This is a genomic window from Streptomyces sp. NBC_00576 (genome assembly GCF_036345175.1).
Classification (GTDB): Bacteria; Actinomycetota; Actinomycetes; order Streptomycetales; family Streptomycetaceae; genus Streptomyces.
The window spans coordinates 9840936-9864107 of the sequence record NZ_CP107780.1 but is presented as its reverse complement, the minus strand read 5'-3'; the positions used below and the strand labels follow the sequence as shown (position 1 = coordinate 9864107).

The window sequence follows — 23172 nt, the reverse complement described above, 5'->3', positions numbered from 1 at the left end:
GACCCAGTAGTCAAATTTGAGGAATGCGGCCATCGCTGTGCAGAGGATTCCCGCGGCAACCCCCTCCGAGATCTCCGAACTGGCCCGCTGCTGTGCCGTGTTCGTGCCTGGCGATCCGGCCCGCAGCGGCCTGGTCGCGTTCTGGCGGCCCGACGGCGACGCGCCCCCCGTCGTCGCCGCCGGAACCGTCGGCGACCTGACCGTGATCCTGGCGGGCGACCGAGGTGTCGCACCGACCACGGTGACCGCCGTCCTGCTCCCGGTGCGCGCGGCGTTGCCGGTCCTCACGCGGGCGCGTGCCGCCTCACAGGGACATCGGGCGACGGCCTTCTGGGGTGCGGCCGCCGTTCTCGCCCTGCAACTGGCCGCGCGCGGACTGCTGCTGCCCGGCCTCTCCGCGGGCGACCACGACGCATGGCGGGCCGGACCGCTCGGCGCGCCGGATGTGGAGCGCGTCCGCGAACTCGCCGCCGCGATGCCCCCGGAGGCGCATGCCGTGCCATTGGAAGCCACGGGGCCGCCTCGGCTGCCCGACCCCGAGCGGCTGCTGCGCGCCTTCCTGGACGCGGTGGCCGACGCGCTGCCCCGCTCCCCCGCCGCCTCGCTCGCCGCCGGCGGGGCGGCCTACGCGGTGCCGGAACCGCAGCACGTGCCGGAGCAGCGCCCGTGGGCCGCCGAGGTCGCCGCCGGGCACGACGCGGGCGTACGGATCTCACTGCGGGTGGAGGTACCGGGGCTGGCGTCGGCCGGGCCGGACGAGACGGCCCTGCGGTTCCGGGCCGTGCTGCAGGTGCACAGTGTGAGCGAGCCCGGACTGGTCGCGGACGCGGCCGAGGTGTGGGCTTCGGTCGGCGCTCCCAGCAGCGCCTTCGGCCCGCGCGCGCGGATGGACGCCCTGCTCGCACTACGCCGCGCTGCCCGGACCTGGCCGCCGCTCGCGCCGCTGCTCTCCGCAACCGTGCCGGACGCCGTCGAACTGGCCGACGAAGAGGTCACCGAGCTGCTCGGGGAAGGCGCCCGCGCCCTGTCCGCCGCCGGGGTCGAGGTGCACTGGCCCAAGGAGCTGGCCCGCAAGCTGACAGCCCGCGCGGTCGTCGGCCCGCCCGACGACGACACAGGCCCCGGGAAGGTCCCTTCGGACACACCGTCGTTCCTGTCCGCCGACGCGCTGCTCGCCTTCAACTGGCGGTTCGCACTGGGTGACCAGCAACTCACGCGTGATGAGCTGGACCGTCTCGCCGAGGCGAACCGCCCCGTGGTGCGGCTGCGCGACCAATGGGTCCTCGTCGACCCGCAGGAGGTCCGCCGCGCCCACGCGCAGCAGGACCGCAAGGTCACGCCGGTCGACGCTCTCAGCGCCGCCCTGACGGGCTCCACGGAGGTCGACGGGCGCCAGGTCGAGGTGCGGCCCACCGGGTGGCTGGCGGCCCTGCGGGACCGTATCTCGGACCCGGACGCGCAGGACCCGGTCGGTCAGCCGGCCGCGCTCGCGGCGACACTGCGCGACTACCAGCTTCGGGGCCTGAACTGGCTCGCCCGGATGACGTCCCTGGGGCTCGGGTGCTGTCTGGCCGACGACATGGGCCTCGGTAAGACGATCACGCTGATCGCGCTGCATCTGCACCGGCAGACCGACGCGTCGGCAGCGGGGCCCACCCTCGTCGTCTGCCCGACGTCCCTGATGGGCAACTGGCAGCGCGAGATCGAGCGGTTCGCGCCCGGTACGCCGGTACGCCGCTTCCACGGGTCGCGGCGCAGTCTGGAGGCCCTGGCCGACGGCGAGTTCGTACTCACCACGTACGGCACGATGCGCCTGGACGCTCGGCGGCTGGCCGAGGAGCCGTGGGGCATGGTCGTGGCGGATGAGGCACAGCACGTCAAGAACCCGTACTCCGAGACCGCCCGGGAGCTGCGGTCCATCGGTGCACGCGCGCGCGTGGCGCTCACCGGCACCCCCGTTGAGAACAACCTGTCGGAACTGTGGGCGATCCTCGACTGGACGACCCCGGGACTGCTGGGCCGGCTCGGCACCTTCCGCTCGCGCTACGCGCAGTCCGTCGAGGGCGGTCAGGACCCGGCCGCCGCCGAGCGTCTGGCCCGGCTCGTACGCCCGTTCCTGCTGCGGCGGCGCAAGTCGGACCCGGGTATCGCCCCCGAGCTGCCGCCGAAGACGGAGACCGACCGTGCCGTGTCGCTCACCAAGGAGCAGACAGGCCTGTACGAGGCCGTGGTACGAGAGACGCTGGCGGAGATCTCCGGCGCCGACAGCATGGCCCGGCGCGGGCTGATCGTGAGGCTGCTGACCGGTCTGAAGCAGATCTGCAACCATCCGGCGCAGTTCCTCAAGGAGGACCGGCCGAACATCGCGGGTCGCTCCGGAAAGCTGGAACTGCTGGACGAACTGCTCGACACCATCCTCGCCGAGGGGGCGAGCGTTCTTGTCTTCACCCAGTACGTGCAGATGGCGCGGATCCTGGAACGGCATCTGGCGGCACGCGGAGTGCCCACGCAGTTCCTCCACGGCGGCACGCCCGTCGCGGGACGCGAGGCGATGGTGGAGCGTTTCCAGGAGGGTGAAGTACCCGTCTTCCTGCTGTCGTTGAAGGCCGCCGGCACAGGCCTGAACCTGACCAGGGCCGAGCATGTCGTGCACTACGACCGCTGGTGGAATCCCGCCGTCGAGGCCCAGGCAACGGACCGCGCGTACCGCATCGGTCAGAGCCGCCCGGTACAGGTGCACCGGCTGATCGCCGAGGGCACGATCGAGGACCGCATCGCCGAGATGCTGAACCGCAAGCAGGCACTGGCCGACGCGGTGCTCGGCTCCGGAGAGGCCGCGCTCACGGAACTCACGGACACGGAACTGGCCGACCTGGTGCGACTGCGAGGGGGCGCGTGATGAATCAGCACGACAGTGACGACTACGAGGGCGATGCGTACGCGAGTGACGCGTCCGGCGCCGGCCTGGAGCGCACGTTCGCCGCGCTCCCTCCCCCACGAGGGCGCAGTTTCGCGGAGACATGGTGGGGGCGTGCCTGGCTGAAGTCGCTGGAGGACGCGGCGTTGGACTCCGAACAGGTGCGGGTGGGCCGGCGGCTCGCGCGCGCGGGAGCCGTGGGCGCCGTGTCGGTGCGCCCGGGACGCATCACCGCCGTCGTCCAGGACCGCGACCGCACCACGCACCGCTCCGATGTCCTGCTGCAGGAGCTGTCCGACGAACAGTGGGACCGTTTTCTGGACATGGCGGTCGAGCGGGCCGGCCATATCGCGGCCCTGCTCGACCGGGACATGCCCCCGCACCTTGTGGAGGACTCCGCTGCTGCCGGAGTCGAACTCCTGCCCGGCATGGGCGATCTGGAGCCGAAGTGCGACTGCGGCGCCTGGGACCACTGCGGTCATACGGCCGCTCTCTGTTACCAGGTGGCGCGACTGCTGGACCAGGATCCCTTCGTCCTGCTGCTGATGCGGGGACGCGGCGAGCGCGCCCTGCTGGACGACATACAGAGCCGTGGCGCGGTTTCCGTCGGCGGGTCCGCCGAGCCGGAGGGCGTGGACGCTGCCGAGGCGTTCGCGGCCGGGGACATCATCCCTGCGCTCCCTGCCCTGCCGCTGCTGCCCGACGTGCCCGGGACACCGCCGGCTCTGGACACCGACGTCCCGCCCGCGCCCGGGGTGGACCCGGGCGCGCTGGAGTTCCTGGCCGCACGGACAGCCGTAGAGGCGCATCGGCTGCTTGCCGAGGCACTCGGGTCCGGTCATGAACAGCGTTCGGTCGAAGCGGAGCTGACGGTGGATCAGGACACCGTTCGACTGGCCGTGAGCAGCCCCTCGGGGACCGTTTCGGACCGGCTCGCCGAGGGATCGGGCCGCAGCCGGGAGCAGTTGGCCGCGGCCGTCCGTGCCTGGCGGCTGGGTGGCACGGCCGCATTGTCGGTCCTGGAGGAGGAGTGGACGGTCAAGGGCGAACAGCTCGCACGCGCGCGTGCCGCGCTCGACTCGGCCTGGGACGAGGACGAGCGGCCGACACTGCGGGCGATACGCAACCGGTGGACGGTGGTCGGCGCGGACAACCAGCTGCGCCTGGGGCGTGACGGCCGTTGGTGGCCGTACCTGAAGCGGAGCGGCCGTTGGATGCCCGCCGGGCGGGCGGCCCAGGATCCGGCGACCGCGCTGGCCCTGACGGAGTACACGGCCCCGGCGAGCGAGGGAAGGTGATCAGGTCCAGGGGCTGACCGCCTTGAAGGAACTGTCGGCACGGAACGTGGCGGTGTCCTGGTAGGGGTCGATGCGCAGCTCGTAGTTGTAGTGGCGGAGGTAGCGGCCGGGGTAGTTGTACGACTCCAGGCTGACCGAGCCGGTGGCCGAACCGGGCCGGGCGCAGTAGGTGGCGTCGCTTTTGAAGGTCGTCGACCCGTTGTTCGCGTCGAAGCGGATCCGGTAGTCCTTGTGGCGCAGGTAGCGGCCGGACGAGTCACGGAACGAGTAGCAGGCGGGGTCCGCCAGGCCGGGGACGACGGTGAAGGTGGCGCTCTGCTTGACCGCCGTGGTGCTGGAGGAGGTCACCGGGTCGAGGTAGCCGAGGCTGTCGGAGCGGGCGGCGGCGTAGCGGCCGGTGAAGTTGACCGACTGGAGCGAGCGGGTGGTGTCCGTCGGCAGAGTGGGGAGCGGAGCGATGCTGCTCAGGGTGGGGACGACCTTCTTGATCAGGCCGCTTGAGTCGAACTCCAGCTTGTCGATGGTGGTTTCGCGGTGGGTGCCGTCACCGCCGGGGATGGCGAAGCGGTGGTAGGCGATGTACCAGTCGTCGGTGCCCGGCACCTGCACCACGGAGTGGTGGGCGGGGCCCTTGATGCCTAGGGCGAGGTCCTTCTCCAGCATCACGCCCCGCTTGGTCCAGGGACCGGTGGGCGAGGAGCCGGTGGCGTAGGCGGCCCGGTAGTTCTCGTCGCGCGTGTCACCCTCCGACCACATGAAGTAGTAGGTGCCCTTGCGCTTGATGACGAAGGTGCCCTCGGTGTAGCCGCTCGGGGTGATGTCGGTGACCTTGGAGGCGTCGAAGGAGACCATGTCGTCGTTCAGAGGGACTACGTACGCCCGGCCGTTGCCCCAGTAGAGGTACTGCTTCCCGTCGTCGTCGGTGAAGACCGCCGGGTCGATCATCTGGCCGGTGTAGGCGCCGCGGGCGATCAACGGCTTGCCGAGCGGGTCCCTGAACGGGCCGGTGGGTGAATCGGAAACGGCGACACCGATGTTCGTGTCGGCGGAGTAGTAGAGGTAGTACTTCCCGTTCTTCTCGGCCGTCGTCGGGGCCCACGCCCGGGTGTCGGCCCAACTGACGTCGGGTCCGAGGTCGAGGATGACGCCGTGGTCCTGCCAGTGGACCAGATCCTTGGAGGAGTACGCCTTGAACTTCGTGCCGCTCCAGCCCGCGAAGCCGTCGGTGGTCGGGTAGATGTAGTAGGTGTCGCCGAACCGGACGATGTTCGGGTCGGCGGTGAGCCCCGGCAGGACCGGGCTGTTCATGATCAGCGCCTCGACCGTCCAGGTGCGCTTCTGGCCGTCGGAGCCGGTCACCTCGTACGTGAGCGGCTTGGTGAAGTCGCGCGGGGTGGCGGAGGCAGGGCTGATGGACGCGCCGCTGACGAGGGAGAACTGCGGGGCGAGCGCGGTGAGGTCGGTGCCGTCGGTCAACGGGAGGGTGATTTTGCTGCGGGCGTCGTCGACGATGGCGTCGATCTTCAGTGCGGGGTGGGTGGCCGCGGCAATGCCCGTGGTGTTCCCGCTGAGTTGGACGACCTCGCCGGGAGCCAGCGCACGGTTGTAGACGCGGAAGTCGCGGATCTTGCCCTTGAAGAGCTTGTCGCCGGTGTAGAGCGACTTGCCTATGTAGTTGGCCGTGGTGGTGCCGGACCCGATGGAGCCCGGGGTGACGGTGACCGCCGTGTTACGGGCCACCTCCACGCCGTCCCGGTAGAGGATGCCCGTGTTGCCGGTCTGGGTGTAGGTGACGTGCTTCCAGACCGAGCGCTGCAGCGCGGCGGAGGTCCGGGTGTTCTGCTCGGTGGTCCAGTTCCCGGAAGCGATGCCGGTCCGGAGCGAGTCGCCGGTGGTGAACAGGTACCCGTTGCCACTGCCGTTGGTGGCGTTGCCGAAGCCGTAGACGAAGTACGGGGTGGTCTGGGTGGCGTCGATCTGCACGTCCATCGAGACGGTGATCGAGTTCATGCCGCTCATGATGTCGTCCGGCACCTTGATGTAGGTGCTCGACCCGTTGAACGAGAGCCCTTCGCCGGCATCCGACCAGCTCGCGGTGCCGTTGACGGTGCCGTTCCTGCCGTGGCCCGAGGCGTCCGCCGCCACGGTGCCCGAGGTGGCGTCGAGTTTGTACCAGAGGGCCAGGCCGTCGGTGATCTCCGCCGCCTGGACGGGGGCAGCCGGGCCGACCACGCCCGCCAGGAGCGAGGCGACGGCCACGGCGACCAGAGCGCCCGGCCCGAATCTCCGGCGGTCCCGAGGTCTCACGCTGTGCATGGGTTCACATCCCTGAAGAAGACTTGGCTGCCGGTGTCGTGGATGCGTGCGCCGGCTCCGACGATCAGTCACCCGGCTGGGTTCCCCGCGGTCCGACGCGGGCAGCCCGCCGGCCGGCACGCCGTCACTGGGCGAGGAGCTGCCAGTCCTGGTTCGATCCATCGGTGGTGGGCCACTGGATGACCTTGACACCGTCCGTGGTGGCGGCGTCCTTGACGTCGGCGCACCAGCCGGTGCGGACGTTGACGAGCCGGTAGTAGCCGCTGGTCTGGGAGGGGACCAACTTCCACCACTGGTTGTCGCCGCCGTCATCGGACGACTGGTCCAGGGGCGCGCCCTTGACGGAGTCGTCCGGGCTCTCCAGGAGTTTGCCGCTGCGGACGTTGACCAGGCGGTAGGAGCCGTCGCTGTTCGGCAGCAGCTTCCACTGCTGGTTGGTGCCGCCGGTCGAGGGCCACTGGATGATGGAGGCTCCGTCGGCGCTGGAGGCGTCGCTGACGTCCATGGCCTTGCCGCTCTTGCGGTTCACCAGCCGGAAGGTGCCCAGGTCCGCGGTGAAGGGCCGGTCGTAGATCTCCAGGTCGCGGATGGACGCCCAGACCCCGGAGGGCAGTCCGGTGACCGTGACGCGTACGTAGCGGGCCTGGGCACTGAGTACGACGGTCTGCACCTGGCTGGTGCTCGTCGTGCTGGTGCGGTCGGCGAGCGTGGTCCAGGTGGCGTTGTCGGTGGAGCCCTCGATCCGGTAGCGGTAGTTGGTGGCGTCCAGCTCCCAGGCGATACGGGCGCCGGTGACCGACTTGGCCGCTCCCAGGTCGACTTTGAGCCAGTTGCCGCTGTTGGCGTTGTTGGCGCACCAGCGGGTGGCGGTGGAGCCGTCGACGGCCTTCGCCGCCGTGTTGCCCTTGGACGTCTCCTGGCTGCTGGCGGTGGCGGTCCTGCCCGCGGCGATGTCCGCCGGCTGGACGGTGCGGTCCAGGCTCACGCCGACCACGCTGTCCTCGGGGATGCGGGTCCGGTTGATCCCGGTGACCGTCACCTTGCCGTCCGCGCTGACCGAGTACGGCAGTTCGGTGCCCGAGGCCACGTCGTAGACCCGGGTGACCTGGGCGTCCCCGATCGAGGGGGTGGTGAAGGAGGTGCCGCTGTAGCCGGGCAGCAGGTGGAGGTAGAAGGTGTTGCCCTTGTAGGTGTAGCCGTACTTGCCGTCGAGAGGCTGCCAGGGGCCGCCGGTGGTGTCGTAGACGGCTTCGCCGCAGGTGGTCAGGAAGGAACCGATCCTGCGCACCAGGTCGGCCTGGGCGGTGGGCACCACACCGGTGCGGTCAGGGCCGACGTTGACCAGGCAGGTCATGTTCCGCACCCAGGCGTTGACCAGGATGTTCATGGCCGTGCCGAAGCCCATCACGCTCGTGCCGGCCTTGTAGCCCCAGGCACCTCCGATGGTGAAGCACTTCTCCGCCACCTTGCCGGTGCGGATCGCGCCGGAGGGCACGGAGGGCCCCTCCTCACTGGCGTAGTCGCCGATCCAGCCCGAACGCAGGGTGGTGACGATGTCCGGCTGGTGCTTGCGCACCAGCCCGGTCAGCCCCAGCGGCTTGCCGGTGTCGGGATCGGTCTCGCTGTAGGCGGAATCCACCGGCCACTGGTTCGCCGGGTCGCGGAACTTGCCCGGCTCCCAGAAGAACGCGCCGTCCCTGTCGGAACCCTGCTGGCCGAGCCAGCCGCCGTCCCACCACAGGTCATCGATCTTGCCGTACTGCGTGACCAGCTCCCTGACCTGCTGATACAGCTCGTTCTTCATGATCCGCGCGTTCTCCTTGTGCGCGGGATCCGTGGTGTATCCCCACTTGTTGGTCAGGCAGTTGGTGCCGTTTACGTCGTAGTAGCCCGGGTAGCGCCAGCTCAGCGGCGAGATGTACAGGCCCACCTTCAGCCCGGCATCGCGTACCGCGGTGACGTACTGGCCGATGAAGTCCTTCTGGAGCGGGGCCTGCCCGGCGTGCCAGGCGTTCGGGTGCGTGGACGGCCACAGTGCGAACCCCTCGTGGTGACGAGCCGTGAGCACCGTGTACTTCGCACCCATGTCCTTGGCCAACTGGGCCCAGTCGCCCGGGTTGTAGGCGCTCGCGGTGAACTGCTCGCCAGTGACCTCCGTGACGTACTTCTTGTAGTTCTCCGGGGTGACGGCGGCGTTCTCCATGTACCACTCGCCCTTGGCCGGGCCGGAGTAGACACCCCAGTGGATGAACATGCCGAGCTTGGCATCCCGCAACCACTGGATCTTCTCGTCGGACTGCTGCTCAACACCCAGGTCGAGCTTGGGGATCCGCAGCGGAGGGAGTGGCAACGGCTCACCGGCGGCAGCAGCATGGGCGGGTGCCGCCAGTGTCGGGGTGACAGCGGCGGCGACCGTCATGGCCGCCATACCGGCCAGCACTCTTCGTCGAGTGATCGACTGTGACAAGGTCCTTCTCCTGATTGTCAACAAGACAGCACACAAGTGCTGCGGCTCAGCGTCGGGGCCGAACAGATCGGATGGGTCACCTCGGAGGCGGCGAAACACAGGAGTCACACAGAGGTGTGCGTTTCACCCAAGCGACATCGGATGTATTAATCAGCAACACACCATGCCGTGTCTAGAGGTCCGTCGAAACTCGTGCGAATCGGAAGACCACGAACTGGAGAGTAGGACGGAGTCCCTTGAAGACATCGGATGTGTAATGGTCCAAGGCGTTGACGAGGCCTCACTTCCCCCCTACCGTCCCCAAACGGAGTCGCACACAACCAAACAGATCACAAACCTCACTGGGGTGAATCCAGATGCTCCGTCATGCCCTCACCCATGTGTTGGCCGCCTTCCTGGGCGTGACCGCCTTCCTTGTCACCGGCTCCCCCGCCCAGGCGGCCACGGCCCTCATCACCAACGCCACGCAGTTCACCGACTCCACCGGGGCCGTCGTCCACGCCCACGGTGGTGGGGTGATCAAGGTCGGCTCGTACTACTACTGGTTCGGCGAGAACCGCAATGCCGACAACACGTTCAAGGCCGTCTCCGCCTACCGCTCGACCGACCTGAAAACCTGGGAGTTCAGGAACAACGTCCTGACCCAGGCCAGCGCCCCCGAACTGGCGGTCGCCAACGTGGAGCGGCCCAAGGTCGTCTTCAACTCCACCACCGGCAAGTTCGTGATGTGGATGCACAAGGAGAACGGCACCGACTACAACCAGGCCCGCGCCGCCGTCGCCGTCTCCGACACCATCGACGGCAACTACACCTGGAAAGGCAGCTTCCGGCCCCCGACCGGCACCACGTCCCGCGACATGACCCTGTTCAAGGACGACGACGGCACGGCGTACCAGATCACCTCCGCCGCCGGCAACGCCGACCTGCAGATCTGGAGACTCACCGCCGACTACACGGCCTACGAGAGCCTGACCGCGAACCCCTGGGCCGGCACCTTCCGTGAGGCGCCGGCACTGTTCAAGCGCAACGGCGTGTACTTCATGCTCACCTCCGGCAACAGCGGCTGGAAGCCCAACCAGCAGAAGTACGCCACCGCCACCAGCATCGTCGGCCCCTGGACCGCCATGACCGAGGTCGGCGACGACACCGGCTACGGCTCCCAGACCACGTCCGTGCTGCCTGTGCAGGGCGCCACGGGAACCTCGTACCTCTACCTGGGCGACCGCTGGGGCAACTCCATGGGCGGCACGGTCAACGACTCCCAGTACGTCTGGCTCCCGTTGGCCTTCCCCACCCGGACCACCATGAACCTGCCGTGGTACCCGCAGATCTCCATCGACACCGAGGCCGGCACGGTCACCGGCTCGGGCGGCGGCCCCTACTACAACCTGGCGGCCCGGCACAGCGGCAAGTGCCTCGACGTCTCCGACAACTCCTCCGCCGACGGCGCGGTCGCCCTCCAGTACACCTGCGCCGGCGGCATCAACCAGCAGTGGCGGCTCAAGGACACCAGCAACGGATACGTCCAGATCCTCGCCCAGCACAGCGGCAAGTGCCTGGACGTCGCGGGCAACTCCGCCAGCGACGGTGCCTTCGTCAACCAGTACCGCTGCACCACCGGCACCAACCAGCAGTTCCAGTTCCAGGACCAGGGCGGCGGCTACTACCGGCTCGTCGCCCGGCACAGCGGCAAGTGCCTCGACGTGAAGGACGCGTCGACCACCAACGGCGCCCGCCTCATCCAGTGGCCCTGCGGCACCGGCACCAACCAGCAGTTCCAGCGGCGCGCGGCATGACGACCGTCCGGGTGCGGACAACAGAGTCAAGTCACCCCCTCGCTCGACTTGTTGGGGCTGCATACCCCCCATGTATCGAGTCGCTCACCCTGAGGATCGAACGCGCCCCTCTGCTGCAATCGGGATGCTGATCTGGCGATTTCTGTCGCAACCGTAGACAGACCGCCTGACGGCATCTCTTAATACATCCGATGTTTCTCCATCGAGTTGCCGGCACACCCCGCTACCCAGGCCGCCGTCGACCGTCCCCACCACGTCGTCACCGCAAGCGCCGCCCCCGCCACGTCGTCACCGCAGGCAATGCCATCGATCCACACAGGAGTGGGCCATGTCGTCATCAAGAATGAATCGCCGTACGTTTCTCGGCGCGGCGGGTGCGGCGACCGCCGCGACCGCCCTGCCGCTCATCCCCGGCTTCTCCGGCCTGCTGTCACAGGCGTTCGCCGCGGACACCCAGACCAACCTCAGCAAGATGGTCGACATGCGGTTCGGCATGTTCAACCACTTCAGCCTGGGCACATTCACCAACGAGGAGTGGGCGGAACCCAACCAGAGCCCCACCCGCTTCGCTCCCCCGAGTGTCAACTGCGCGCAGTGGGCCGACGCGGCGGTCGCCGCGAAGATGAGCTACGGCTTCCTGACCACCAGGCACCACGACGGCTTCGCCCTGTGGCCGAGCGCGTACGGCACCCAGAACGTCGCGAACAGCTCGTACAAGCACGACGTCGTCCAGGCGTACTGCGACGCCTTCCGGGCGAAGGGGCTGAAGGTCGGGCTGTACTACTCGGTCTGGGACCGCACCTTCGGCGTCGAGGCGTGGGAGAGCCGGCACAAGGTGTCCGGGCTCCAGATAACCGATGCCATCCAGCCCAGTCACATGACCTTCATCCTCGGTCAGATCCGCGAGCTGCTCACCAACTACGGCACCATCGACATGCTCATGACCGACGGTTACGCATGGCAGATGGGGCAGCAGGCCGTCTCCTACCCACAGATCCGTTCGCTGGTGAAAGAGCTGCAGCCGGACTGCGTGATGATCGACCTCGGCGGACTGTCGGAGCCGTTCCTCGGAGACGCGATCTTCTTCGAGGAGCCGCTGGGCGTCACGGCGCCGGCGGGCAACACCTACGCCGGTATGCAGGGGCAGACCATCAGCAACGGCTGGTTCTGGCACCCCTCCACCCCGACCGAGGGCCTCATGAGCAAGGCCGCGATCCTCTCGCACCTGGCCGACCTGGAGCCGAAGTACACCTCGTTCATCCTCAACTGCCCGCCCAACCGCAACGGCCTGCTGGACACCAACGTCGTCAACCGGCTCGCCGAGGTCGGCGCGTCGTGGAGCCCCAACGCCTCCAGGCCGCCGCTGCCCACCCAGCTGTTGCGCGCCGAGCATCCCGTCACACCGGTCAACGCGTACGCCACCGGCTTCCACACCGGCGAGGGTCCGTTCAACGCCATCGACGGACTCAGCGACGCCCGCTACGAGACCTGCTGGTCGACATATGGCCTGTCGCTGCCGCAGTCCGTCACCATCGACCTGGGCGGCGTCTGGAGCAACGTCTCCACCCTGGAATACCTGCCCAAGCAGTGGAGCCGCAGCAACTCCACCGACGGCGACATCACCTCCTACACGATCCTGACCAGCACCGACGGGGTCACCTTCACCCAGGTCGCCACCGGCACCTGGGCCGGAAACGGCAAGACCAAGGTGGTCGAGTGGCCCAACCGGAACGTGGGCTTCGTACGGATCCAGGTCAACGCGGCCACCGGCGGCTACTCCAACATCAGCGGCGTCAGGATCGGCGGCCGGTCGGTCAAGCCGGCACTGGTGTCCACCACACTGCCCGGCGACGGCACCACCTACCGGCTGGTCGCCCGGCACAGCGGCAAGGTCGCCGACGTCGAGAACCAGGCCAAGACCGACGGTACCCACGTCCTGCAATGGCCCTGGCTCAGCCAGCCGAACCAGAAGTGGACCTTCGTCAAGACCGGCGACGGCTACTACAAGATCAAGGGCGTGGCCAGCGGCAAGCTCCTGGAGGTCGCGGGTCTCTCCCGCGCGGACGGCGGCATCGTCGGTATCTGGGGAGACGCCGGCGCCCCACAACAGCACTGGGCCGTCACACCCACCGGTGACGGGCACTACCTGCTCATCAACCGATACAGCGGGCTCTCGCTCGCCGTGGACGAGGCCAGCACCGCCAACGGAGCGGCCGTCGAGCAGCAGCCGTACGCGGCGCGCAGCGAGCAGCAGTGGCAGATCGTCCCCTCCTGATCCTGACCACTTGATCCTGACCTCCGCCCCTCTCGCTCCTCGGCCTGTTGTGAGGAGTGACGGTGACGGCCCTCTGCGGGCGCGGGCGCCTGGGCACCCCGCGCCCGCAGAACGTCACCCAAGACCCGCACTCTCTTGAGGCCCCCGCAGAAAGACAGGGAACACACATGTCCGCTGTTCTCGCACGGCTGTCGGCGATACTGGTCACAAAGCGCCACGGCTCGATCCTGAACCTGACGGCCGCCGAGGACAGCCGCGTACAGGCTCGCTGGCCCAACACGGCGATCAACCGGTTGCAGTCGTTCAACTTCCAGGACCGGTACGTCCGGCACACCGACTTCGACGTGCGCATCGACCCGAACATCAGCGGCCCCGACGCGCAGTTCCGGCTGCGCCCCGGCCTGACCGGCACCGGCACCGTTTCCTTCGAGTCGGTCAACTTCCCCGGGTACTTCCTAAGGCACGCCGGATACGACTTCCAGCTCGTCCACAACGATGGCACCAGCCAGTTCGCCGCGGACGCCACCTTCCGCCGGCTCGCCGGGCTCGCCGACCCGGCATGGTCCTCGTTCCAGTCGTACAACTACCCGGACCGGTACATCCGGCACTACGCGTACGAACTGCGGCTCGACCCGATCAGCACCGCGACGGGACGCAGCGACGCCACCTTCCGGGTGACGAGCTGAGCTGACGGTGCGCCTTGATCACGGAGATCGGGGCGGCAGCCCTCCGATCGAGCGGCACGCACGCGTGGACGGCGATCCGCCGGGACTTCAGGTCAGTGGCGTGGTGAGTTTCCGGGTGTCGGAGCCGAGGTCGGCGGCCAGGCTGCACGCGACGTTGTCGATGCCCAATCGGTAGCCCGCGGTGTCCGGATACTGCACCAGGCTGCCCCTCACGGTCCCCGCGGGCTGTTCTGCCGCCTCGCGTTCCAGGGGTGACCGGCACAGGGCGTAGGCGGCGTTCTTCAGGGCGGCGTCCGTCGCGTAACCGCCTTCGAGTTCGACCACCTTCACGACCTCGGCGTCGTGTGGTTCCCCGCACGCGCGCTTGGCGGCCTGTCCGGGGTTGGCGGTGTCGGCGTTGAAGCAGTCGCCGGTTCGCAGCATGTAGTACGGCACTTCGTCGCCGGCCAGCGGGATGAGCGACTCCAGGTCACTCGGGAACTCGCTCGGCAGATCGGTGGGGAACCCGGTCGGAAGCTCGGTGGGGAGCCTGGACGGCAACGTGGGCAGCTTGGTCGGAAGCCTGGTGGGCAGTTCGGTCGGGATGCTGAACGACGGGTCGGGGGTTCGGCCTGAGCTCTGGCTGCTCCCTGGCGGGTTCTTGTCCGGGGTGTCGTCGCCTCCGGAAACCATGAGAACCCCCGCGGCGATGGCTCCGACTGCGACGATCGCTACGAGCAGGATGAACAGAGCGCTCGGACGCCTGCCGGGGCCTCGGTGTCCGCCCGGGCCGTCAGGCGGTTCGGGCGGCTCCGGTGGCATCCAGCCACCACCCCCCTGTGTGGGCGGGGGCGGCCCGTTGCCTTCCGGAGGAAGGCCGTAGCCCCCGTTGCCATCGCCTCCGTAAGGAGGGCCGTAGCCCCCGCTTCCGTAGGCTCCCCCGGAGGATGGGCCGAAACCTCCGGGAGGTGGGCCGAAGCCACCTCCCGGAGGCGGAATGTCTCCCGGTGGCCCGGGCGGTTGGGGCGGTACGGGCGGCATGGCCATACCGCCAAGACTCGCCGCGAACCGGTCAGCACGCGACCCCCACGCGGAAGTTGATACGGGCTCATGCCATGGACCGCACGATTCCGGAGCAGTCCGAGCCAGAACCGGTCACAGGAGATCAATCGGAGCACAGTTGTATGCGCCAGTGACCGGGGACGCCCGTCGGTAGACAGTCGCCCCCGGTTCTCGACTCAGCCTCGGGCGCCCAGCAGATGGTTCATGGCCAGCTGGTCGAGCTGCTCGAACGCCATCCCGCGCGCGGCCGCCGTGTCCACGTCGAACTCCTCGAAGGCCGAACGGTCCGCGAGCAGGCCCTTCAGGCCGTCCGCCGCCGTCTGCTGCGCCAGCTCGTCCAGACGCGCGGCGCGCAGGGCCGTCTGGACCTCCGGGTCGGCGCGGAAGGCGGTCGCACGCTCCTTCAGGATGAGGTAGTTGCGCATGCAGCCGGCCGCCGAGGCCCACACGCCGTCGAGGTCCTCGGTCCGCGGCGGCTTGAAGTCGAAGTGCTTCGGTCCCGCGTAACCGGCGCTCTCCAGGAGGTCGACCAGCCAGAAGGCGCCACGGAGGTCACCGGCGCCGAAGCGCAGGTCCTGGTCGTACTTGATGCCGGACTGGCCGTTGAGGTCGATGTGGAAGAGCTTGCCCGCCCACAGCGCCTGGGCGATGCCGTGCGCGAAGTTCAGCCCGGCCATCTGCTCGTGCCCGACCTCGGGGTTCACGCCGTACATCTCCGGGCGCTCCAGGCGCTCGATGAAGGCCAGGGCGTGGCCGACCGTCGGCAGCAGGATGTCGCCGCGCGGCTCGTTCGGCTTGGGCTCGATCGCGAACTTCAGGTCGTAGCCCTGGGAGATCACGTACTCGCCGAGGAGGTCGAAGGCCTCCTTCATCCGGTCCAGGGCGACGCGTACGTCCTTGGCGGCGCCGGACTCAGCGCCTTCCCGGCCGCCCCAGGCGACGTACGTCTCCGCGCCGAGTTCGACCGCGAGGTCGATGTTGCGGATCGTCTTGCGCAGCGCGTAACGACGCACGTCACGGTCGTTGGCGGTGAACGCGCCGTCCTTGAAGACGGGGTGCGTGAAGAGGTTGGTGGTGGCCATCGGTACGCGCATACCGGTCGCGTCGAGGGCCTGGCGGAAGCGCTTGATGTGCGACTCGCGCTCGGTGTCCGAGGACCCGAAGGGGATCAGGTCGTCGTCGTGGAAGGTCACTCCGTGGGCACCGAGCTCGGACAGACGCTGCACCGTCTCGACCGGGTCGAGGGCACGGCGGGTGGCGTCACCGAACGGGTCCCGTCCCTGCCAGCCGACGGTCCACAGTCCGAAGGTGAACCTGTCCTCGGGGGTGGGCTGGTAGTTCATGCCGCGGCTCCTTGCTGCTCCGACTATTTCGTCATGGCGGTTTACAAATTAGTATGCGGGAGCATCTCTGGGAAGAGACAACGTGTCCCTGAGCAGAGACTGAGGGTGAGGACGGGTCGCCGCGACCCGGACAGGCACCGGAAAACACCAGGCCAGATCCCGCGGAGCCGCGGAAGAGGGAGAGCCCGATGTCAGCAGCCGAGGGTCCGCTTGTCGTCGGCGTGGACACGTCGACCCAGTCCACCAAGGCGCTGGTCGTCGACGTGGCCACCGGACAGGTCGTGGCGAGCGGCCAGGCGCCGCACACCGTCACCACCGGGGCGGGCCGCGAGAGCGACCCGCGGCAGTGGTGGGACGCCCTGTGCGAGGCGCTGAGCCAATGCGGTGACGCGGCACGTGAAGCCGCCGCCGTGTCGATCGGCGGCCAGCAGCACGGGCTCGTCACCCTGGACGCCCAGGGCGAGCCGGTCCGTCCGGCGCTGCTGTGGAACGACGTGCGCTCGGCGCCGCAGGCCCGCCGTCTGGTCGAGGAACTGGGCGGCGCGAAGACATGGGCGGAGCGCACCGGAAGCGTGCCCGGCGCGTCTTTCACGGTCACGAAGTGGGCCTGGCTGGCCGAGCACGAGCCGGAGGCGGTTCGCGCCGTCAAGGCCGTACGGCTCCCCCACGACTACCTCACCGAGCGCCTCACCGGCCAGGCCACCACCGACCGCGGCGATGTCTCCGGCACCGGCTGGTGGGCGTCCGGGACGGAGGCGTACGACGCGGAGGTGCTCGCACACGTGGGTCTCGACCCCGCGCTGCTGCCCCGGGTGGTCCGGCCGGGTGAGGTGGCCGGGACCGTCCGCGACGGCCACGACCTGCCCTTCGCCAAGGGCACCCTGGTCGCCGCGGGCACCGGGGACAACGCCGCCGCCGCGCTGGGTCTCGGGCTGCGCCCCGGCACTCCGGTACTGAGCCTGGGCACGTCGGGCACGGTGTACGCGGTCTCGACACACCGGCCCGCCGACCCGACCGGCACCGTCGCGGGCTTCGCCGACGCGCGCGGCGACTGGCTGCCGCTGGCCTGCACCCTCAACTGCACCCTCGCCGTCGACCGCGTCGCATCCCTGCTCGGCCTGGACCGCGAGGCCGTCGAACCCGGTACGGGCGTCACGCTCCTGCCCTACCTGGACGGCGAGCGCACCCCGAACCTGCCGGGCGCCTCGGGACTGTTGCACGGGCTGCGTCACGACACGACCGGTGGACAGCTGCTCCAGGCCGCGTACGACGGGGCGGTGCACTCGCTGCTCGGCGCCCTCGATCTGGTGCTCGACGCGGACGCGGACCGCTCGGCGCCGCTGCTGCTGATCGGCGGCGGCGCGCGCGGCACGGCCTGGCAGCAGACCGTGCGCCGCCTCTCCGGGCGGCCCGTCCAGGTGCCGGAGGCCAAGGAATTGGTCGCACTCGGCGCCGCCGCGCAGGCGGCGGGCCTGCTGACCGGCGAGGACCCGGCCGCGGTCGCCCGCCGCTGGGACACGGCCCGGGGGCCGGTCCTGGACGCGGTGGAGCGGGACCAGGCGACGCTGGACCGGATCTCCGGGGTACTCTCCGACGCATCGCCGCTGCTGGAGCGGGGGACGGACGCCGGCTGACGGCTCCGAGGGACGGAGACGAGCCGACGGAGCCGAACCGACATCCACCGAACGTCCGCTGAAGGACGCCTACGGGCGTCCGTCCACGGATGTCGGCTCACGGACACCCACTGAGGACTGACGGAGGCATGACCGCACCGCTGCACGAGGCCCGTCCGCCCGGCGCCGGCGCCCGGCTGCCCAACACCCAGCAGGGCATGCGCCGCCGCAACCTCGCGCGGGTGATGCACACCGTCAGCGCCGAGGGGCCGCTGTCACGTGCCGGGGTCGCCTCACGCATCGGACTGACCCGGGCGGCGGTGTCGACGCTCGTGGACGAGCTGATCCGCTCGGGACTGATCGAAGAGCTGGGCCCCGAGCGGCCCGGCCGGGTGGGGCGCCCCGGGTCGGCACTCGCCGTGAGCGGGCGTGGTCCGGCCGGGATCGGCGCGGAGATCGGTGTCGACCATCTCGCGGTCTGCGCGGTCGATCTGCGGGGCGCGGTGCGGGCACGCGCCGTACGCCACGGCGCCAACCGCGGGCGCTCCCCCGAACCGGTGATCGAGGAACTGACCGAGCTGGTACGGAAGGTGATCACGGAGACGGAACGTGAAGGCCTGTGGCCGGCCGGCCTCACGGTCGCCGTGCCGGGGCTCGTGGCCCGCGACGGACGCACGGTCGTCCGCGCCCCCAACCTCGACTGGCACGACACGGACCTCGGCGCGCTGCTGCCCGCCGAGTTCCCGCTGACCGTGGACAACGAGGCCAACCTCGGCGCGCTGGCGGAACTCTGGCTCGGAGACGGCACTCCGCCCGACTTCCTGCATGTGTCGGCCGAGATCGGCATCGGCGCGGCGGTGGTCGTGGACGGGCGGCTGCTGCGTGGAACACGGGGATTCGCGGGCGAGTTGGGGCATGTGCCGGTCCGTCCGGAGGGTCCGGAGTGCGCGTGCGGCGGGCGTGGGTGTCTGGAGCAGTACGCCGGTGAGGAGGCGGTCCTGCGGGCGGCGGGCATCGAGCCGGGCGAGGGCCGCGTCGGGCTGCTCGCGGAGCGCGCCGCCCAGGGCGACGCGGACGTACGGCGGGCCCTGGACGGGGCCGGCACGGCACTCGGTATCGCGCTGACCGGGGCGGTCAATCTGCTGGACCCCGAGACGGTCGTCCTGGGCGGTGCGCTGTCCGGGCTCGCGCCGTGGCTGCTGCCGTCGCTGGAGGCGGAACTGGCCCGGCGTACGGCGGGACCCGCCTGCGCGGTGTCGGTGTCGCGGCTGGGACCCGAGGGCCCGTTGCTCGGCGCCGCACACTCGGTGGTCCGGGCGGTGCTGGACGATCCGGGGGCGGTGGCGGGCCGGGGCTGAGGGGCCCCGCCCGGCTCCCATCCCTCTCACAGGGCGCCACGTCACCCATCGGGGTGGCCGAGTTATCCACATTCCCGCGGTCATCCACCGAAATTCGTGGGCCCTTCCTGCCCGACTGCCAACCGCCGTAGCGTGATCCACGTGAGGCGCCGCCACCACACGCAGGAACCTCTCAGCCATCCGCAACCCCCTGGCGCCCCGGCGCGTCCCTCAAGCAGTACTCCCCAACCCCCCTGTCGAAAGGCCACGCACGGATGGAGCGGACCAGGTCGTTCCCCAGCAGACGGCGGTTGTTGAAGAGCGCCGCGCTCGCCGCCGGCCCCTATGCCCTGCTCCCCGCTCCCCGGGTCGGCGCCCAGCCCCGCTCCCTCGACTACCCGCTCGCCACGTGGGAGCCGGCCACCACCGCCAACTACACGGCGTCCAGCCCTCCGGAGTCCCGGGTCCCCGACCTCGTGGTCATCCACGTGACCCAGGCGTCCTACGCCAACACCCTGGCCGTCTTCCAGCACCCGCGGAAGAAGGTATCCGCGCACTACGTCGTGCGGTCCGGCGACGGACATGTGGCGCAGTGCGTTCGGGAGAACGACGTCGCCTGGCACGCGGGCGACTGGAACCACAACCTGCGCAGCATCGGCATCGAACACGAAGGGTGGGTGGACCGGCCCGGCTATTTCACGGACGCCCTGTACGAGAAGTCGGCACAACTCACCGCGACGATCTGCACGCGCTACGGCATACCGAGGGACCGCACGCACATCATCGGGCACTACGAGGTGCCCGGCACTGACCACACCGATCCTGGTCCGAACTGGGACTGGACGCGGTACATACGCCTCGTCAACGCCGCCTGAGCGGGGCGGTGGTGCCGCCGTTCGGTCGACTCCGTCGAAACCATTGTCCGTACCCATCCCCCGAGTGACGATGTCACCAGCCGCATCGCTTTCCGGGGAGGCCCAGTTGACCGATCCATGGGTGGCCCTGGAACCGGGGACCGACCCCGTCGAGCGGGTTCGCGTGCTGCGTCGCGCGCACGAGACGTTCACCGAGGCGGGGACGGTGACACGGCCGGTGCGTACCGTGGTGGCGGACTCCTGGAGACGCTCCGCCCGGGCAGGGGTGGGGCCCGACGGCACGGCGAGCGTGGATCTGATGGACGGCGACCTCGGCGCCTACCGTGCGGAGCATCCGCTGGCCCGGGTGATGCCCCTGATCCGTGAGCTCATGGGCACCTTCGCTGCGGACGGCGAGCATCTGCTCGCGGTGTGCGACGCGCAGGGCAGGCTGCTCTGGGTCGAGGGGCATCCCGCGACCAGGCGGCAGGCGGGGCGGATCAACTTCGTACCGGGTGCGCGCTGGGCGGAGTCGGCGGTGGGAACGAACGCGCCGGGTACGGCGGTCGCCGTGGACCGGCCGGTGCAGGTGTTCGCGGCCGAGCACTTCATCCGGCAGGTGCAGCCGTGGACGTGCGCGGCGGCTCCGGTACACGATCCGCGCACGGGGCGGGTGCTCGGTGCTGTGGACATCACCGGCCGGGACGGGCTCGCGCATCCGCACAGTCTCGGGTTCGTGCAGGCGGTGGCACGGGCCGCCGAGTCCCAACTGGCGCTGCTCACCCCGGCCGGACCCGTGCCGGACGCCCTCGAACTGACCGCGCTGGGCCGTGACGAGGCTCAGCTGCTGGCCGCCGGGCGCGTGTTGCGGCTCAGCCGTCGACACAGCGAACTCCTCGTCCTGCTCACCCGCCACCCGGAAGGGCTGACCGGGGACGAGCTGCTGTGCGCGCTGTACGAGGACGAGTCGGTGACACCGGTGACGCTGCGCGCCGAACTGGCCCGGCTGCGCCGCGTCCTGGCCCCCGGGTTGCTGGCATCGCGCCCGTACCGGCTGACGGTGCCGGTCGAGTCGGACATCGGCGTCGTGGAACGATCGCTGGAGACCGGTGCGCTCACGACGGCGGTGCGGGCGTACGCGGGCCCGCTGCTGCCCGGTTCCCGGGCACCGGCTGTGGCCCGGCTGCGGCGCCGGCTTGCCGACGGCCTGCGCACCGCGCTCGTCGCCCGCCGGGACCCGGATCTGCTGGCCGACTGGGCCCACGCTCCGTGGGGCGAGGACGACCTCGACGTATGGCGTGCGCTCGCGGCAGTGCGACCGACGGCGGCGGTACGGGCACGGCTGAGCGAGGTGGAGTCGGAACAGGCGGCGCCCCGGGGTTGGGCGCATCAGGCCGCCCGGCACTGATGGAACCCCGGCGTCCGGGGTTCCGGGGGGGCGCAGGTCCCGTGGCTCACACGGGCGTCCCGCACCCTCTGCCCGCGCAGCGGCACCCTTCGTACGCATCACCCGCCCATGTCTGATCCCGCGCGCACTCCGTCGTCGGGCAGCCGTGCGCAACCTGCCTGCAACCTCGCCGCTTCTAGCCTCGCGGCGAGAGCGGCCCAACGGCGGGCGGCTCTGCTGAGGGAGGCAGGCCAGCATGACCCGTTACGCGGCACCCGGAACCGACGGCGCGATCGTCTCCTACCAGGCGCGCTACGACCACTTCATCGGCGGCGAGTATGTGCCTCCGGCACAGGGGCAGTACTTCGAGAACCCGAGTCCGGTGAACGGGCAGCCGTTCGCGGAGATCGCGCGGGGCACCGCCGAGGATGTGGAGCGCGCGCTCGACGCGGCGCACGCGGCGGCACCGGCGTGGGGCCGGACGTCGGTGACCGAGCGGTCCAACATCCTGCTGAAGATCGCCGACCGGATGGAGGCGAACCTCGAAGCACTGGCGGTCGCCGAGACCTGGGAGAACGGCAAGCCGGTACGGGAGACACTCGCCGCCGACATCCCCCTCGCCATCGACCACTTCCGCTACTTCGCGGGCGCGATCCGAGCGCAGGAGGGGTCTCTCGGCGAACTCGACGACGACACGGTGGCGTACCACTTCCATGAGCCGCTCGGCGTGGTAGCGCAGATCATCCCGTGGAACTTCCCCATCCTGATGGCGGTCTGGAAACTGGCGCCCGCGCTCGCGGCAGGCAACGCGGTCGTGATCAAGCCTGCCGAGCAGACTCCGGCGTCCCTCCACTACTGGATGAGCCTGATCTCGGACCTGCTGCCGGCAGGTGTCGTGAACATCGTCAACGGCTTCGGAGTGGAGGCGGGCAAGCCGCTCGCGTCCAGTGCGCGGGTCGCGAAGGTGGCGTTCACGGGCGAGACCACGACGGGGCGGCTGATCATGCAGTACGCCTCGGAGAACATCAAGCCGGTCACGCTGGAGCTGGGCGGCAAGTCGCCGAACATCTTCTTCGACGACGTGTGGGCGGCGGACGACGACTTCCGCGACAAGGCGCTCGAAGGCTTCACCATGTTCGCGCTCAACCAGGGCGAGGTGTGCACCTGCCCGTCCCGGGCACTGGTCCAGCGCGGCAACTACGCCGATTTCCTCCAGGCCGCGGTCGCCCGCACCGAGCTCATCAAGCCGGGTCACCCGCTCGACACGGACACGATGATCGGGGCGCAGGCCTCCAACGACCAGTTGGAGAAGATCCTCTCGTATCTCGACATCGGTCGGCAGGAGGGGGCCAGGATCCTGACGGGCGGCGAACGCGTCCAGTACGACGGTGAGTTGAAGGGCGGGTACTACGTCCAGCCGACCATTTTCGAGGGCGACAACCGGATGCGGATCTTCCAGGAGGAGATCTTCGGACCGGTGGTGTCGGTGACGTCGTTCGACGACTTCGACGACGCGATCAAGCTCGCCAACGACACGCTGTACGGCCTCGGGGCAGGTGTGTGGACCCGGGACATGAACACCGCCTACCGGGCGGGCCGCGCGATCCAGGCGGGCCGGGTGTGGACGAACTGCTATCACGCGTATCCGGCGCACGCGGCGTTCGGCGGCTACAAGCAGTCCGGGATCGGCCGCGAGACGCACAAGATGATGCTGGAGCACTATCAGCAGACGAAGAACCTTCTTGTTTCATACAGCCCCAAGAAGCTGGGGTTCTTCTAGAGCCCGAAGTCGGTTGCCCGGAGGCATCCTTGCGGCGCCCGAGCCGTCGGCAGCTCTGGGAC

13 protein-coding genes and 1 pseudogene are annotated in these 23172 nt (G+C 69.7%); 10 read left to right on the top strand and 4 right to left on the bottom strand.

Going from position 1 to position 23172, the window contains the following annotated elements; genetic code table 11:
* Positions 1–37: 37 nt before the first annotated feature.
* Both OG734_RS42850 and OG734_RS42845 read left to right on the top strand, forming a co-directional pair.
* Positions 38–2899: a DEAD/DEAH box helicase gene (locus OG734_RS42850; RefSeq protein ID WP_330292770.1), complete on the top strand. Its 2862-nt coding sequence runs from the start codon at positions 38–40 to the stop codon at positions 2897–2899.
* A complete protein-coding gene (locus OG734_RS42845; RefSeq protein ID WP_330292769.1) occupies positions 2899–4215 on the top strand; it encodes an SWIM zinc finger family protein in 1317 nt (438 codons plus the stop codon). Before OG734_RS42850 ends, OG734_RS42845 begins: the two co-directional genes overlap by 1 nt.
* Here the strand turns inward: OG734_RS42845 and OG734_RS42840 are convergent, their stop codons facing one another.
* Both OG734_RS42840 and OG734_RS42835 read right to left on the bottom strand, forming a co-directional pair.
* On the bottom strand, positions 4216–6522 hold the full coding sequence (locus OG734_RS42840) for a family 43 glycosylhydrolase (protein WP_443065126.1): 2307 nt from the start codon (positions 6520–6522) through the stop codon (positions 4216–4218). It lies immediately after the preceding gene.
* A gap of 133 nt (positions 6523–6655) precedes the next feature.
* Positions 6656–8998: an alpha-L-fucosidase gene (locus tag OG734_RS42835; protein ID WP_330292767.1), complete on the bottom strand. Its 2343-nt coding sequence runs from the start codon at positions 8996–8998 to the stop codon at positions 6656–6658.
* Between the two features lie 356 nt (positions 8999–9354).
* On the opposite strand from OG734_RS42835, the gene OG734_RS42830 reads away from it, so the two are divergent.
* From OG734_RS42830 to OG734_RS42820, 3 genes and pseudogenes are all read left to right on the top strand, one after another.
* The gene (locus tag OG734_RS42830; protein WP_330292766.1) at positions 9355–10794 is read left to right on the top strand and encodes an RICIN domain-containing protein; all 1440 of its coding nucleotides are present in this window, start codon (positions 9355–9357) and stop codon (positions 10792–10794) included.
* Positions 10795–11122: 328 nt separating this feature from the next.
* Positions 11123–13069 carry an RICIN domain-containing protein gene (locus tag OG734_RS42825; RefSeq protein ID WP_330292765.1) on the top strand — a complete coding sequence of 649 codons (1947 nt, stop codon included), beginning with the start codon at positions 11123–11125 and terminating at the stop codon, positions 13067–13069.
* 209 nt (positions 13070–13278) lie between these two features.
* Positions 13279–13755, top strand: a pseudogene (locus OG734_RS42820) (AbfB domain-containing protein); the annotation flags it as partial.
* Between the two features lie 87 nt (positions 13756–13842).
* On the opposite strand, the gene OG734_RS42815 reads toward OG734_RS42820, so the two are convergent.
* Complete coding sequence (locus OG734_RS42815; RefSeq protein ID WP_330292764.1) at positions 13843–14427, bottom strand: hypothetical protein; 585 nt, start codon at positions 14425–14427, stop codon at positions 13843–13845.
* Positions 14428–14972: 545 nt separating this feature from the next.
* The gene (xylA, locus tag OG734_RS42810; RefSeq protein WP_330292763.1) at positions 14973–16139 is read right to left on the bottom strand and encodes a xylose isomerase; all 1167 of its coding nucleotides are present in this window, start codon (positions 16137–16139) and stop codon (positions 14973–14975) included.
* A 188-nt stretch (positions 16140–16327) separates the two neighbouring features.
* On the opposite strand from xylA, the gene xylB reads away from it, so the two are divergent.
* From xylB to exaC, 5 genes are all read left to right on the top strand, one after another.
* Complete coding sequence (gene xylB, locus OG734_RS42805) at positions 16328–17773, top strand: xylulokinase (protein WP_330292762.1); 1446 nt, start codon at positions 16328–16330, stop codon at positions 17771–17773.
* Positions 17774–17901: 128 nt separating this feature from the next.
* A complete protein-coding gene (locus OG734_RS42800; RefSeq protein WP_330292761.1) occupies positions 17902–19110 on the top strand; it encodes an ROK family transcriptional regulator in 1209 nt (402 codons plus the stop codon).
* Positions 19111–19364: 254 nt separating this feature from the next.
* Complete coding sequence (locus OG734_RS42795) at positions 19365–19964, top strand: N-acetylmuramoyl-L-alanine amidase (protein WP_330292760.1); 600 nt, start codon at positions 19365–19367, stop codon at positions 19962–19964.
* 70 nt (positions 19965–20034) lie between these two features.
* A complete protein-coding gene (locus tag OG734_RS42790; protein WP_330293998.1) occupies positions 20035–21351 on the top strand; it encodes a GAF domain-containing protein in 1317 nt (438 codons plus the stop codon).
* Positions 21352–21586: 235 nt separating this feature from the next.
* On the top strand, positions 21587–23110 hold the full coding sequence (gene exaC / locus OG734_RS42785; protein ID WP_330292759.1) for an acetaldehyde dehydrogenase ExaC: 1524 nt from the start codon (positions 21587–21589) through the stop codon (positions 23108–23110).
* Positions 23111–23172 lie beyond the last annotated feature (62 nt).

Coding starts and splice junctions, on each gene's coding strand:
- OG734_RS42845 (WP_330292769.1), top strand. CDS start 2,899: ATGAATCAGCACGACAGTGACGACTACGAGGGCGATGCGTACGCGAGT.
- OG734_RS42830 (WP_330292766.1), top strand. CDS start 9,355: ATGCTCCGTCATGCCCTCACCCATGTGTTGGCCGCCTTCCTGGGCGTG.
- OG734_RS42825 (WP_330292765.1), top strand. CDS start 11,123: ATGTCGTCATCAAGAATGAATCGCCGTACGTTTCTCGGCGCGGCGGGT.
- OG734_RS42815 (WP_330292764.1), bottom strand. CDS start 14,427: ATGGTTTCCGGAGGCGACGACACCCCGGACAAGAACCCGCCAGGGAGC.
- xylA (WP_330292763.1), bottom strand. CDS start 16,139: ATGAACTACCAGCCCACCCCCGAGGACAGGTTCACCTTCGGACTGTGG.
- xylB (WP_330292762.1), top strand. CDS start 16,328: ATGTCAGCAGCCGAGGGTCCGCTTGTCGTCGGCGTGGACACGTCGACC.
- OG734_RS42800 (WP_330292761.1), top strand. CDS start 17,902: ATGACCGCACCGCTGCACGAGGCCCGTCCGCCCGGCGCCGGCGCCCGG.
- OG734_RS42795 (WP_330292760.1), top strand. CDS start 19,365: ATGGAGCGGACCAGGTCGTTCCCCAGCAGACGGCGGTTGTTGAAGAGC.
- OG734_RS42790 (WP_330293998.1), top strand. CDS start 20,035: ATGTCACCAGCCGCATCGCTTTCCGGGGAGGCCCAGTTGACCGATCCA.
- exaC (WP_330292759.1), top strand. CDS start 21,587: ATGACCCGTTACGCGGCACCCGGAACCGACGGCGCGATCGTCTCCTAC.